Source organism: Acinetobacter sp. UBA6526, assembly GCF_002434875.1.
GTDB classification, from domain to species: domain Bacteria; phylum Pseudomonadota; class Gammaproteobacteria; order Pseudomonadales; family Moraxellaceae; genus Acinetobacter; species Acinetobacter venetianus.
Genome location: NZ_DJLC01000183.1, coordinates 1 through 14,528, shown reverse-complemented (window position 1 = coordinate 14,528; position 14,528 = coordinate 1). Strand labels below are relative to the sequence as shown.

Genomic DNA, 14,528 nt, shown 5'->3' with positions numbered 1-14,528 from the left:
TGAAATGATTGGAAAACAAAACCAATATTCTCCAAGCGAACCTGCGCTCGTTGCTCTTCAGTCAACGAATGCACAGCCTTTCCACACACCCATAATTCACCGTCACTCGGACGATCTAGTGTTGCTAAAATACCGAGTAAAGTCGATTTACCTGAACCTGAACGTCCTGTAATGGCAATTTGCTCACCTGCATAAACCTCTAAATCAATCTCTTTTAAGATGGTGAGATTTTGCTGATTAATTTGAATATTTTGTGTAACTTTTTGGGCAGAAATAATCGCTTGTGGCATGATGTCACGTATCCTTTAGGACAAATTTGAAGTGCTATGCAAATATCTAAAGTTATCTTGTCGGTATCAAAAACGCTTGGAACAATCACTTTATGTTTAGTACCAACACTGGTTTCTGCAAAGACTATTTTAATTTTGGGTGATAGCCTGAGTGCAGGTTATGGTATTGATGCAAAACAAGGTTGGGCTCATTTACTCCAACAACGCTTAAACCAACAGTATCCGAAACAACATAAAGTGGTCAATGCAAGTGTCAGTGGAGAAACAACAAGTGGTGCACTGGCGAGACTGCCAAAACTACTACAAACCTATAAACCAGAAATTGTTGTGATCGAACTTGGCGGTAATGATGGTTTACGCGGTCAGCCACCGCAAATGATTCAAAAAAACTTGGCACAATTGGTACAACTCAGTCAGAAACAAAAAGCCAAAGTTTTACTGTTTGGTATGAAGATACCACCAAACTATGGAACAGCGTATAGCACTGCCTTTGAAAATAATTATAAAGTTGTAAGTCAGCAATATAAGATCAAGCTATTGCCATTTTTTCTTGAAGGTGTAGCAGGGAATAAAAGTTTGATCCAAAACGATCAAATCCATCCGAATGCGAAAGCTCAACCGATTCTACTCAATCTCGCCTACCCATACATAAAAGGTGCTTTATAAGCACCTTTTATGACGAAATCTATGAGTCGTTAGAAATCAAAAAAAATCACTTCACCTGTTTCTAAAGAATACTCAGCACCCACTACAATCAATTTCCCTTTTTCAATCAAGCTTTCAAGCACTGCTGAACCGTGACGTAATTGATTCACAGATGCAAATACATTTGAACGAACAGCATGTGCAGACAATTTTTTCAAATCATCCTTTAATTCAGTCTGCATTAAAATTTCTACAGAAGGACGCACACGATTCACAATCGACATGAGATTTGACGATGGTGGTTGATCTGGATTTTTTAAGGTATCAATCGTTGCTTGAATCGCACCACAGTGGCTATGACCCAATACAACAACAACAGCGCAATCATAACGCTCAGCTGCGAACTCAACACTTCCGACTTGCGATGGCGCAACAACATTGCCCGCAACACGAATAACGAATAAATCCCCTAACCCTTGGTCAAATACCATTTCAGCTGGTACTCGAGAATCTGAACATCCTAAAACAATTGCAAAAGGATTTTGTTCACTGGCCATTTCGGCGCGCTCTTGGTGAGAGAGTAGTTTCTGTTGGGTTGCTTCCCCTTTCACAAAACGGGCATTACCTGCTTTTAATCGTTCTAGCGTTTCTTGGGCGGTGAGCATGCTTAAATCCATCTATGATTGACATGAAAAAATAGTTTAATGTGGACATGTTCGAAAGTCACTGACAAAAATAAAAACTCTCAAGTTAAAGGCTGTCGTTTTCATCAAGGAAATAGTGGAAATTTACTCATTTCATTGGCAAGAATTTCCAGACCCTTGTAGATTATGCAAATGACTCAGCTGGAAACTTAAACAATAATCAATTGGTTTAAAAAATAAATCAAGGATAGAACAATGATGATGAATACCCTATTACCGATACCATTTCGTAAAACATTTACAGCTTTTTTACTCAGTTGTAGCCTTGGGGCGATGGCAATTCAAGCCACACAAGCTGCTGAAATTGAAATGAGTTTTCAAAATTTATTACAACAAGAACGTGCTTGGGCAGGCTTACAAACCAAAACTTTAAAAGTTGGCGATATTACGTGGTCATACAGCGAAGGCGGACAAGCTGGTAAGCCAATTGTTATTTTAATTCACGGCTTAGCTGGAAGTCGTGATAACTGGAATCGTGTGGCACATGCTTTAACGGCAAATTATCATGTGATCATTCCTGATCTGCCTGCCAGTGGTGAAACAAAAGTCCCTAAAGAATTTGATTATTCCGTTCCAAACGTCACTGAAAAATTACGTCGTTTTATAGAAGCTGCAAATCTTACAGGCCCAGCTCATATCGCAGGACATTCTTTAGGTGGTTCAATTGCAATGCTCTACGCTGGTCAATATCCATTCGAAACGAAAAGCCTGTTTTTAATCGATGCCGCAGGTGTTTATAAGTCAGCGACTACACCTTACCTAAAAGATCCAGCTCAAGTGAAAAATATGATCGTGAGCAAGAAAGGTGATTTTAATTACTTAATGCAACAAGCGATGTACTCACCACCATTCATTCCAAAAGAAATTGCGCAAGCACAGGAAAAAATGATGATTGGGCAAGTTGAAGAAACACAAAAGATGGTTGATCAAATTATTGCGCTCAACAAGCTATTCACACCTGACTCTTTTGCTTTACTTGCGAAATCAATTGATGCCCCAACACTGATTTTATGGGGCAAACAAGATAAAATTATTAATGTTGAAGTAGCACCTGAGTTAAAATCCCTGCTGAAAAATGCACAGACCCCAGTGATTTTGGATAATGTTGGTCACATGCCAATATTAGAAGCAGATCAATTGGTGGTTCAGCAATATTTACCATTTTTAAGCAAGATTCAGGCTCAAAAACCTGCAACTGCCCCATCACCATAATTTAAATCATTATCTGAGCTTTTATGTCTAAACATCCAATGATAGAACAACTGATTGATGCGCAACTTGATTTTTTAGATCATGAATTTGCACAATCTGAAACCATTCAACATGAGTTTAAGCAGTTCTATCATTGGTTGCGTTTACAACAACTTCAGCATATTTGGTCATTTGAACAGATTATTGATCTGATCGAAAAACAAATTTTAGCAACGCCTGCGAGTTCTTTTTTAGTCGAACAAATTGCTGAACATATCCGATTTGCTTTAATTCATCCGTTAAATGATCAAACTACAATCGAAGATGTAATTCCTGTACTGACCATTGATTCAATCGCGCAATACGTTGCGAGTAAAAGTGGTCATCGTCAACGGCTCATTAAAACGATTGTCAATAATCCTGCGTTCTCAGCATTAGTCACTCAACTGATCCAACACTCAATTCAAGACTATTTAGATAACTCTGTTATCTCTAAACGTGTACCTGGTGTAGGTCACTTTATGAAAATGGGGAAATCTGTTTTAGAAACAGTCACTGACTCAAACCTGAATGATACTATCGGGCATTATTTGCAAAAGAATATTTTGAAGATTAGCCAAATGAGTGAAAATGTTTTAAATCAACATTTTAATGATGAAAAACTTTATCATTTTCAGGCAAATCTTTGGCATAAAATTAAAGTCATGCCATTATCAGTTTTACGCAATTATTTAGAAGTTCAGGATTTACCCAAAACCGTGGGTATGGGGCATGAAATTTGGGAGCATATTCATCAAACACCGTATTTAAAACAACAAGTCCATGACGGTGTTTATGCATGGTATGCACGCAATCAAGAGCGAAGCTTTGATCTGCTGTTACGTGATCTCAATATTGATGAAGACTTAATTCAAAATGAGCTAAGCAAATTATTAGCACCAGTTTTAAAGCAAGTGATTGAAACAGGTTATTTAAGAGAACGAGCACGTTCTTATTTAGGAAAGTTTTATTATTCTGAACAAGTGATGAGTATTTTAAAACAAGAAAGATAAGGCAAATTCACCTTACCTTTCTTGCAATCAACTTAGAAGCTATAAGTCACACCGATATTATAACGACGACCATCTAAAACATAGTTATAGGTATCTTTATCAATCTCTTTGTCAAATAAATTATAAACACCTGCTGCAACTGCGATGTTTTGTGTTGGCTTATAGTTCAATCCAACATCAACCATCGTATAAGCAGGTTTACCTTTTGCCATTGCGGTACGACTCAAATAATCAGATGTTTTACTGCGATAGTTGACACGTCCCCAGCTTGAGAATTGATCATTAATTTCCCAGTCAGCAGTTGTATTGAACATATGCTTTGGCATTTCATTTAAAGGTTTTCCTTTATTGATACCACTTTTTTGCTCTGTATCCGTGAAGGTATAATTTGCAGATACATTTACATTTGGCAGAGCCTGCCAACCAAACGTTACTTCCGCACCACGCATGCTCGCTTTATCAACGTTCTCACGTAAGCTGACAAAGTCAAATTTTTCACCTAACCAATCGCACTCTAACGCACCAACATTTTCACCCTGACAAGTTCTAACTTCAGTGATCTTATCTTTAAACTCACTATTAAATAATGTTAGCCCAGCATTTAAGTTATCTAAATTATCCCAGTTAAATGACACTTCATAGTTCACACTTTTCTCTGGTTTTAGATCAGGATTACCGACAATAACTCCCTTACTTTGTCCACCGCCTGTTGCTTGTCCCCATTCAGCAACGGTTGCACGCAATGCTGGTGTTTTATAGCCTGTAGATACACCACCTTTGATCACCCAGTTATCATTTAAACCCCAAACGCCATAAACCTTTGGACTCCAATGATCACCAAACTTCTCGTCTTCATCTAGGCGTAACGAGGTTGTCAAAGTGAAATCATCCACAATGTTCCATGCATTTTCAGCAAATAGTGCCCAGCTATAACGATCTAAGCTAGAAACAGGTGTAGAACCACCGATGCTTAATTGATTGCCCTTATCTTCTAATTCTTCTTTTAAATACATCCCACCAAAGCTAAGACTGTGACGATCAAAATTAATTTTATTGATTGTATTAAATGTCGTATTAATCGCTTCCATATTACGTGATGGATTTTCATTTTCCTCACGTTGAATATAAGAGTGTGTTTCTACTGCACCAAGTGTACCTCGGTGTGTCAAACTGTATTCTGTACGGTAATAGTCGGTGAGTGAGTTTACTGGTGGATTTCTGCCTGTTTGAATTGGCGAAATACTCTTGCCAACCGTTGCATCACGATTTTGAATTGAACGTTGATATTCCAAATCAAAAGTATGTTGATCATTTGGCGTAAGTGTTAATGCAGCCCCACCTGCACGAATTTTTTGCTCACTATAACCCCCATAAATTTCATCTTCATCACGTTGCGAATATAAACCATTGGCCTTGAAAGATAAAAGATTTGCAATTAAAGGGCCTGCAATATATGCATTGGTTTGATAAATATTTCCTGATTTTGAGTTTTCTTGTAATGTCGTATCTAGCTTAATTGATCCAGTCCATTCATTGGTATTTTTCTTGGTAATAATGTTAATTACCCCGCCCATGGCATCAGAACCATATAAGCCTGACATTGGACCACGAATCACTTCAATTCGCTCAATCGCACCAATATTAGGTAACCATCCCTGTTCAATTCCAGAGTTATCACTATTTGGTCTTACAGAACGCGTGTTTACTTTTTTTCCATCAACCATGATGACTGTGTAAGCACTCCCCATACCACGGATACTAATATCACTTGAACTTCCACCGCCTGTTACCACAACTCCAGGAACATCTTTCAATGCATCAGTGACATCGCGATAAGCTTTTTTATTAATTTCTTCTTGTGTGAGAACTGAAATAGAAGCAGCAGCTTTTTTAATATCTTGCTCAAAGCCACTTGCTGTGATCACAATTTTTTCTAGTTGAGTAACTTCGTTTGTCTGAGTGTCGTTCGCATTTGCGATTGCAATCATATTACCAAGAACAGAAATGGCGAGTAGTGATTGACGAGCTAATTTATTGGACATATTCCCACCTAAACATGACAAATCTTAAGATTTGCTTAAAAAATTTATGAGAATTCTAACAAAAAATAAATAAAACTCAATACAAATGATAATTATTATTATTTATATATTCATCTTTTTTGTTCTACATCTTGTTATGAAACAAAGAAAAATATTTACTGATATTTTTCTGACATGAAAAAAGCCCTCGAAAGGGCCTTTTTCAATAGATGATATTTCAAGTTTTTTACTTAAAATATGCGCCTTCTGCTTGGCTATGGTCAGTTTGATCAACGACACGCTGTAACTCAGGAACGTGTTGCTTTAATGTGGTTTCAACACCTTGCTTTAAAGTTACATCAATCGCTGAACAGCCTTGGCAACCACCACCGAATTTTAATACAGCAGTTAGACCGTGTTCTGCATCATCCTGAACTTCAACAAGACTACAGTTACCACCATGCCCTTCTAAGCTCGGGTTAATTTCAGATTGAAGTACATAAGTAATGCGCTCTTCAATTGAAGCATCTGGACCAACACGTGGAACCTTCGAGTTAGGTGCACGGAATGTTAATTGTCCACCAAAACGATCTTTGTTGTAGTCAATTACAGCATCAAGCAAATATGGAATTGATGGTGCATCTACATAAGCTGGAAAGTCTGGATAATCCTGCTTATAGTCTGTTGGCACAACTTCTTCAGGTGCACTATAAGCCATACAACACTCTGCACGTGGTGTACCTGGATGCTCTACAAAAACACGAACGCCAATTCCTGGAGTATTTTGCTTTGCTAATAAATCACGTAAATACTCTTGTGCAGAGGGAGTAATCAAAAGGTTTGGAATTTCTTCTGCGACAGCAGTGTTGGTGTTCTCAGTCGACATAACAATAATCCTCAAGCTGATGTCGTTATATTAACCGAAGATGGAGGGTAATAAAAAAAAATCAACCATTTTTGTAGGAATTATATGCAAGATCATTGTTTATTAAGTTTTTAATGGCATTATTGCTTAGACACTGATCAATTTAAAACATTTATGTTACATCTACCCTTTAGCCATACTGTGACTCTTATCATTATCACAGTTGCAATTTCTTTATTGGCATTCTCCAATCAGGCAGTAATGAACCGTCTGATTTTTTGGCCTCCTGCAATGCAACGTGGTCAATTTGATCGTTTCATTACCCATGGTTTTGTCCATGCTGATGGTACACATTTACTTTTTAATATGATTACTCTGTTCTTTTTTGGGAATATCATTGAGAGTTTTTATCGTCAGTTTTTCTACGACATGGGCTTTGTGTTGTTTTATCTAGGTGGTTTGATTTTTGCGATACTACCAAGCTATTTGAAACATAAAAATGATGTACGTTGGGCAAGTCTTGGGGCTTCAGGAGCTGTATCTGCAGTTTTATTTGCCTATATTCTGTTTCAACCTTGGAACTTAATTTTTGTATTTTTCATTCCAGTACCCGCGATTATTTTTGCAATTTTATATGTCGCATATAGCATCTGGTCAGGGAAACGCGGCAATAGCAACATCAATCACAGCGCTCATCTTTGGGGAGCTGCTTATGGTGTCGTCGTCACAATCTTATTAGAGCCTAGAGTTGTTCCACACTTCCTTAATCAACTGACTAAATTACCTTTTTAAAATCTGAAAATAAATTCAATTGAAAAATAAGCCTCATATTTGAGGCTTTTAAATATCATCATTGATACAAATATTAGTTAAAAATTTCATTTTTTATCTAGTAGAAAATCGAATATACCCTTAAAGTTTCTATGGAAAAACATAAAGATTGGGATGAAATCATGAAAAAAACTTTATTGTGCTTAAGCGCATTATTCTTTGTTGGATTATCAGGTTGTGCTGTACACACACCTCACGGCAGTGTCGTCGTTGATCCAGATCATAATCATGGTGGTTCAGGTAATTTTTGTCCTCCTGGTCAAGCGAAGAAAGGTCGCTGCTAATCAGTTTCCAACCTAAGCTCATTGCAATGGGCTTAGGTAGTCTAAACTTCCTACAATAAGCATCTAAAATAAGATTTACTCGATCAGATAATTGCAAAAAACATCACTTTTTTTCTGTTCTTGGATTTCATTTCCGCAAAACCCATATACTATATAGGGAAATGTATTTTATTCATTTTTATGGGATTTCTTAGATGAATCAAATCCAGCCCTGTGTCGTTACCGAAATATTGAATAAGGTTCAACATGCAGATGATTGGATTAATTTTCTAGAACAACTCAATCTCCATTTTAATGTTCAAGCATCACAGCTTTTAGCCGTTGATCTGGAAGTACAAGCTCTGTCTTTCAGTGTCCATCACGGCGTAAATCTTGATGAGAATCAACTCGAACAAGCCGCTTTAAAACAAATCCGTCTAGCCATAGATGATGACCCTCGCTTAAAAAAAATGTTACTAGCACCAATGAATGGTTGGATGCATTGTTCACAACATTTTCAAGAACATGAAATCACCCAAACTCAAGTCTATCAACAAGTATTACAACCACTAGATTTAAGATTCTGTTCTGCGATTCAAGTCATATATGATCAAAAAGTTTGTGTTATTTTAGCTTTCCTCAGTAGCCAAGATCGAGGTAGTTTAACTTGTTCAGAATTACAACCGATCTATGAGATTTTGCCAGTTTTACAGCAAAAAATTCAGCAATATCGACATCATTTTGAATATTCAACAATGACGCTTCTCGGATCACAATTGATCCAAAAGATGAAGCAGCCGATTGCGATTATTAATCTAAATGGTGATATCTTAGAGATAAATGCTGAAGCAGAACAATTATTTGAAAATAATGAGCTGATTCAAATTAAACAGCGTCGTTTTAGCCTGAATGAACATCATCAGCAGCTGTTTGATCAAAACCTAATAGGATTAGAAAGAAATTATAAAAATCATAGACAACTTGATTCTAAAGAACAGACGAAAATCATGATGCTCAGCGATGATTTATTTCTAACATTAGACTTACTTAGCCCAGAAAAGACGCATAAAATTTTTGGATTACGCCCCGTTTTACTTGCAACATTTTCTGGGCTTCAACACCGTCCTAAATATCAGAAAGAGCTTTATACACAACTATTTATGTTCACACCTGTGGAACATAAGATATGTGAGCAATTACTAGAAGGTAAAACAACCAAAGAAATTGCGCTCTCTCATGAAATCCAATTAGATACGGTTAAAAAACATCTAAAATCTATTTTTAAGAAGACCAAAACCAATCGGCAAGCTGGATTGATCCAGCTACTAATGCAGTTTCTATAAATAGTTTAAATATCTTTTTACTATGCAATCTCAGCTGGAAATGCAATCACTTGGTCAATTTTCATCTTATTCATTGACACCATCAACAAACGATCTATTCCCAAGGCTATTCCTGAACATTCAGGCATATTAGGTAAAGCTGCCAATAAGTTGTGATCAGTCGGGATTGTTGGCAAACCTTGCTTTAAACGCTCAGTATTATCAGCTTCAAAACGAGCGGCTAAAACATCTGCATCTAACAATTCATCATATGCATTGGCAAGTTCTAAACCTTCGATATAAACCTCGAAACGCGCTGCAACAAGTTCCCCATCTTCATCTTGTTTTACCTTCGCTAAAGAGGCCATTTCAGGAGGGAAATCAGTCAGAAAAACAGGCCCATCAAAACCTAAGCTCGGCTCAACAAAATGGGAAAATAATAAATCCATATACGCTAGGCGATCATCACCTAGATCAAGATTCAATCCAACTCGATTTGCTACACCCTTCAACTGCTCTAAGCTTGCTTGTAAAGGATTAATCTCTAAACGATCTTGGAATGCATGCTTATAACTTAAAAGGTAAGGACGAACTTCACCAAAACGGTGAGATAGACACAGCTCAAGTAAATCAGCTGTTTCATGCATCAGCCCTTTTAAATCTAAAGCTGGCCGATACCATTCCAACATTGTAAATTCACTATTGTGCTTACGACCATGTTCATCATCACGAAATACTTTACAGATTTGATAAATTGCCCCACTACCACTGGCCAATAATCGCTTCATTGGAAACTCTGGCGAGGTCTGCAAATATTGCGTGTTTAACTTGCCATAAATATGACGCTGTACTTGTACTGATGCTAAATGAACATCCGTCACGCCTGCCTGTGAGAGAATAGGAGTTTCCACTTCCAAAACTCCCCGCTCAGCAAAAAACTGACGGATTTTTTGATACATTACTGCACGTGCTTTGAGCGCCTCGATAGAACATGTCGGTTGATAACGATTCATTGCCTCACTCACGCTTTAGGCCCTCCATGTGCAGCCCATTCACGACGCAATGGATAATTCTTACGCATTAGATCAAACGCTCTTTGTTCAACCTTACCCGCTTCAACACAAGCACGAAGTTGTCGATCATCTTCAGCAATATTATAAATTTGTACCAAATGCTGTTTAAGTGCAGTTTTTAAATCATGCTGCTCAAAATACTGTTCGACACTTGGCAATTGGCTTTCAAATCGTTTCGATGCCTTATAACCGAAGGTATTACAAAAGGCCTCATAGATCATCTGTGTACCTCTCGCTTTACCTTCCAAGCTATAACCTGCAATATGTGGTGTTGCAAGAGCGAGCTGATCGAGTAATTGCTGTGAAATTTCTGGCTCAAACTCAAACACGTCTAATACCACTTGGCGTTTTGTCTGCTCAATATTTTCAATTAATGCAAATTGCTGAATCACTGGTCCACGCGCACTATTAATTAAAATTGTTGAATCTTTCATTTGAGCAAAAGCAGCTTGATTAAATAAATGCTGCGTTGGATATTCGCCTGATTTTGTTAATGGTACATGAATTGAAATCGCATCAGCTCTTTTTAAAAGTTCCTCAAAAGCAACATTCTCAATACCATCAAGTTGTACATATGGATCATAACCGATCACATGCCAGCCAAGGAGTTGTGCCATCACTGCAAGACGGCTTCCAACATTTCCCAAACCCACAATAGCCAACGTAAATGCGCTATTTTGTTCTAATAGATCAATATTTAAATGCAATAAAGCAGTAATTACATATTCAGCTACGGCTTGAGCATTACAACCCGCTGCATTACTCCATCGAATATGTTTTTGCTCTAAAGCTTGAATATCTAAATGATCAGTCCCAATCGTTGCGCTACCCACAAACTTAATTTTTGTTTGGTCAATAAGATCATGATTTACCTTCGTCACTGATCGCACTAGCAATCCATCAGCATTTTCAACATCGGCATTTGTGAGTGTTCGCCCTGCTTTATGCTGAATTTCTGCAAATTCCGCGAAGAAATAATCGGTAAATGCCAAATTTTCATCTGCGATAATTTTCATGCAGAACCGTCCTATAGAAAATCAACACTTATTATCCTTAGCATAGGCAAATTTGACAATTCAAATCTGTTTAACTTGCATACAATATTGCAATAAGCACTAAAATTTTGATGCATTGTTGCGATGTATTGCCAATCTCGAATCCTATTTTTAATTTTATAATAGGCATATCCCCCTTTCTTTCTCCTTTCACTATGTCTCTTTATTCTCCTTATAAAGGCAAAAATGGTCTCAAACGAATTTTTGACGCGACAGGCTATTCACTTGCTGGATTCAAGGCTGCTTTTAGTCATGAAGCCGCATTTAGACAAGTCATTTTGCTCAATATAATTCTCATTCCATTGAGTTTCTTTGTTCATGTATCGGCGTTAGAACAAGCATTAATGGTCGCTGTTTGCCTATTAGCAATTATCGTTGAGTTATTTAATTCAGCTATCGAAGCTGTTGTAGATCGTATTTCTTTGGAAAAACATGAATTGTCTAAGAATGCGAAAGATATGGGGAGCGCAGCTCAATTTGTTTCTTTAGCCATTATTTTCTTTACTTGGGTAATTATTTTATTTAAATAACAATAAAAAATAATGCATTGATAACCATTAGCATCTTTTTGATTATTCAATTCTTTGATGTTAATGGTTATTTATAAATTACACTTATTCCAATTCCATCTAAAATGCGAAACCAATCCCTACTACAGGACCTTTCTGCTCAGTATCCCATTTAAAACTACCACTTTTATAATCCTGAGATACATAACGATATCCAACTCTAAAGTTGATAGGTGCTGAGAATACTTTTTGGCGATATCCTACATATGCTTGAGCAATTTGTGTTTGTTCAGTGCCATAAGTATATTGAGCAGCAATGTTCCAAGGAGAGTCAGTATTGTAACGAAAACGCGCACCACCAAAGTATTCAAACCAATCTTTCTCTACTGCAACCACTTTCCCCAAAGCACCTAAACTCCCCTCTAAATCCGTATAGTTAAATCCCAAAGTAGGTTCAATCACCAAACCTTTTCCCTGCGGATACTGCTCATAGGCTCGATAATAAATTCCTAAATTACTTAAATTCACTTTTGTTGATAATGCTATCGGATAGGAATAAACCGGTTTTTCTTCTTCAGTCTTCACGTATTGAATATCCGAATAAACGCCCCATTTGCCTTTAGCTATTTCAAAATGTCCCATTAATGCTTTATCTAATGAATCTAGCGTATCTTTGAATGGTTGATCTAAATGATAATTCATTCCCTGATAACCAATTTTTCCATCAATATCAGCAGCAAAACCATAAATATTTACAAACACTTTCGTATCGCCAATAAAAGAGTCTTTAAGACTTTCTGCTTGCGCATGGGGAATGAATAATCCACAACTCAGCATATACAGGCAATATTTATACATTTATTTCTCCAAAACCGTTTATAAAAATTTAAGTATGATTCATGTATTTTTAATATGAATTAATTTATTAGTAACGTTTTCCTAAAGTATTTTCTATACTAGAAACGTAAAAAATCCCTGCATTAGCAGGGATTTTTATGATTTGGACAATGATGTGATTACATCATGCCAATTAATAATCTAACCTTCACTAAATACAAATTACATTACAACCTATCCAATTGATTTAAAAATATTTTTATTCTAACGGTCCATAACAATGTGATACATGCAATTACCAATTTTTGTGAGTAAGATTGTGAGTAAGCACTTTCTAAAATACCGTTACTCACATCACATGCTAAACGATCTTAAAATCAAAAGCTTAAAACCACGTGAAGAATTATACCGCGTGGCTGATCATTCAGGACTCTGTATAGAAATCCGCCCATCTGGTAGCAAATTCTGGCGTTATCGCTACCGATTTCTTACTAAAGCAAAAATGCTCACAATCGGTCAATATCCCGAAATTACTTTAGCATACGCTCGCTTGAAAACAATGGAATATCGAGAACAACTCGCTAAAGGAGTAGACCCAATAAGCCATCAAAAAAAAGAACGCCTTGAAGCAATCAAAGCAAATAATGGTACATTCCGTTTAGTCGCCAACGAATTTATGAATTCTCGAAAAACTCAACAATCAAAGGAATGGGAACAACGCCGCAGCAGTTATTTTGAGAAAGATGTTTATCCTCTTATCGGTAATAAACCTATTCATGAGATCGACTCGATTGATATTAAAAATGTTCTTGATAGTACTATGGCAAGAATCAAAAAATCAGGAAGAGGTACAGGGGAAGTTAAGGGAATTTTTGTTAGGCAAATAATAGGTGAAGTCATGGAATATGCCATTATCACAAAACGTATTTCTATTGACCCTACCTACGTCCTTAGAGGCTACATAAAGCAGCCAGAAGTAACTCATGCCAGACCCTTGACTGAATCTGAAAAAAGAGAACTTATGTCTAAACTCAATACATACGGTGGCTCTACTAGTACAAGGAATGCTATCAAAGTGGCAACATATACATGGCTTAGAAGCATTGAAATACGTCGAGGCAAAAAGGAATATATTAATTTTGAAGAGAAGACGTGGACTATTCCAGCAGTATCACAGGCTGATATTTTGGCTGGAAAGCGTAATATGAAAAAGAACAGAATGCATGTTGTTCCTTTATCAAATCAAGCCATACAAATCATTAGAGAGCAATTTGCTCTTTACCCCAATAGCGAATATATTTTTGCAGGTGAAGATGGTGAAATGATGGGTAAAACTACATTAAATACTGCCCTTCATAATATGAAATTAGAATTCACCATGCATGCCCTAAGAGCAACAGCTTCAACAATTGCAAATGAGAATGGTTTTAATAAGGATTGGGTTGAAATACAGCTTGCCCACGTTTCGGATAATAAAACACGGGCGACATACAATCATGCTCAATGGTTAAATGATCGTAAAATTATGATGCAATGGTGGGCTGATCATGTAGATAGTTGGGGCTTTGTTTCATAAACAACTGACACACCTACATGTATCACTTATAGCTATATTTATAGTTTTGAAACACAAGTCTAATGAGATTTAAAAACATGAATAATAAATTTAAGGGCGATCTTGATTTTTATGAATTAGAAGATATAAGTCATCGCCTTGAAGTAATTGAGCTCATACTTAGAGAGGATGAAATCCCCTTCTCAATGAAATGGGCTTACGAAGTTTATCACGCTTGGATTGATGCAAAATAAAATGATTTGATGCCAATATCTCAAAATATAGGCAATTTTTTTGCGACACAAGTTGTCTCAT

Annotated in this window: 16 protein-coding genes; 9 read left to right on the top strand and 7 right to left on the bottom strand. The window is 36.8% G+C overall.

Translation table 11 applies throughout. The annotated features are described in order from the left end of the window. Window positions 1-290 (bottom strand): ATP-binding cassette domain-containing protein (locus tag B4237_RS12600; protein ID WP_286943398.1); only part of this gene is annotated, 290 nt, incomplete at its 3' end. Between the two features lie 42 nt (window positions 291-332). Here B4237_RS12600 and B4237_RS12595 point away from each other — a divergent pair. Continuing rightward, window positions 333-956, top strand: a complete 624-nt coding sequence (locus B4237_RS12595; RefSeq protein WP_278595537.1) for an arylesterase — start codon at window positions 333-335, stop codon at window positions 954-956. A gap of 29 nt (window positions 957-985) precedes the next feature. On the opposite strand, the gene B4237_RS12590 is transcribed toward B4237_RS12595, so the two are convergent. Continuing rightward, a complete protein-coding gene (locus B4237_RS12590; protein ID WP_004878368.1) occupies window positions 986-1,600 on the bottom strand; it encodes a carbonic anhydrase in 615 nt (204 codons plus the stop codon). Between the two features lie 237 nt (window positions 1,601-1,837). Here B4237_RS12590 and B4237_RS12585 point away from each other — a divergent pair, with 237 nt between their 5' ends. Together B4237_RS12585 and B4237_RS12580 are read left to right on the top strand one after the other, a co-directional pair. Further along, entirely contained in the window at window positions 1,838-2,851 is a 1,014-nt protein-coding gene (locus B4237_RS12585; protein WP_278595538.1) for an alpha/beta fold hydrolase, read from the top strand. A 23-nt stretch (window positions 2,852-2,874) separates the two neighbouring features. Further along, complete coding sequence (locus B4237_RS12580; protein ID WP_278595527.1) at window positions 2,875-3,882, top strand: hypothetical protein; 1,008 nt, start codon at window positions 2,875-2,877, stop codon at window positions 3,880-3,882. A gap of 32 nt (window positions 3,883-3,914) precedes the next feature. On the opposite strand, the gene B4237_RS12575 is transcribed toward B4237_RS12580, so the two are convergent. Both B4237_RS12575 and nfuA read right to left on the bottom strand, forming a co-directional pair. Next, entirely contained in the window at window positions 3,915-5,924 is a 2,010-nt protein-coding gene (locus B4237_RS12575; RefSeq protein WP_061396622.1) for a ligand-gated channel protein, read from the bottom strand. 226 nt (window positions 5,925-6,150) lie between these two features. Then, on the bottom strand, window positions 6,151-6,789 hold the full coding sequence (gene nfuA, locus B4237_RS12570) for a Fe-S biogenesis protein NfuA (RefSeq protein WP_004878363.1): 639 nt from the start codon (window positions 6,787-6,789) through the stop codon (window positions 6,151-6,153). A gap of 153 nt (window positions 6,790-6,942) precedes the next feature. On the opposite strand from nfuA, the gene B4237_RS12565 reads away from it, so the two are divergent. The 3 genes from B4237_RS12565 to B4237_RS12555 all read left to right on the top strand — a co-directional run bounded on the left by B4237_RS12565 (window position 6,943) and on the right by B4237_RS12555 (window position 9,205). After that, window positions 6,943-7,560 carry a rhomboid family intramembrane serine protease gene (locus tag B4237_RS12565; protein ID WP_007481717.1) on the top strand — a complete coding sequence of 206 codons (618 nt, stop codon included), beginning with the start codon at window positions 6,943-6,945 and terminating at the stop codon, window positions 7,558-7,560. A gap of 161 nt (window positions 7,561-7,721) precedes the next feature. Further along, complete coding sequence (locus B4237_RS12560) at window positions 7,722-7,883, top strand: hypothetical protein (protein WP_004878361.1); 162 nt, start codon at window positions 7,722-7,724, stop codon at window positions 7,881-7,883. Window positions 7,884-8,077: 194 nt separating this feature from the next. Continuing rightward, complete coding sequence (locus B4237_RS12555; RefSeq protein ID WP_286943392.1) at window positions 8,078-9,205, top strand: helix-turn-helix transcriptional regulator; 1,128 nt, start codon at window positions 8,078-8,080, stop codon at window positions 9,203-9,205. A gap of 20 nt (window positions 9,206-9,225) precedes the next feature. Here the strand turns inward: B4237_RS12555 and epmA are convergent, their stop codons facing one another. After that, window positions 9,226-10,197 carry an EF-P lysine aminoacylase EpmA gene (epmA, locus tag B4237_RS12550; RefSeq protein ID WP_278595539.1) on the bottom strand — a complete coding sequence of 324 codons (972 nt, stop codon included), beginning with the start codon at window positions 10,195-10,197 and terminating at the stop codon, window positions 9,226-9,228. A gap of 8 nt (window positions 10,198-10,205) precedes the next feature. Next, window positions 10,206-11,273: a 4-phosphoerythronate dehydrogenase gene (locus tag B4237_RS12545; protein WP_278595528.1), complete on the bottom strand. Its 1,068-nt coding sequence runs from the start codon at window positions 11,271-11,273 to the stop codon at window positions 10,206-10,208. A 194-nt stretch (window positions 11,274-11,467) separates the two neighbouring features. Between B4237_RS12545 and B4237_RS12540 the strand changes: the two genes are divergently transcribed. After that, window positions 11,468-11,842 (top strand): diacylglycerol kinase, encoded by a 375-nt coding sequence (locus B4237_RS12540; RefSeq protein WP_019383919.1) that lies wholly within the window; start codon window positions 11,468-11,470, stop codon window positions 11,840-11,842. A gap of 99 nt (window positions 11,843-11,941) precedes the next feature. Here the strand turns inward: B4237_RS12540 and B4237_RS12535 are convergent, their stop codons facing one another. After that, entirely contained in the window at window positions 11,942-12,679 is a 738-nt protein-coding gene (locus tag B4237_RS12535) for a hypothetical protein (protein ID WP_278595529.1), read from the bottom strand. A gap of 337 nt (window positions 12,680-13,016) precedes the next feature. Between B4237_RS12535 and B4237_RS12530 the strand changes: the two genes are divergently transcribed. After that, window positions 13,017-14,234, top strand: coding sequence for a tyrosine-type recombinase/integrase (locus tag B4237_RS12530; RefSeq protein WP_286943400.1), 1,218 nt, complete (start codon window positions 13,017-13,019; stop codon window positions 14,232-14,234). Between the two features lie 77 nt (window positions 14,235-14,311). Then, complete coding sequence (locus B4237_RS12525; RefSeq protein ID WP_192414403.1) at window positions 14,312-14,467, top strand: hypothetical protein; 156 nt, start codon at window positions 14,312-14,314, stop codon at window positions 14,465-14,467. The last annotated feature ends 61 nt before the right edge of the window (window positions 14,468-14,528 follow it).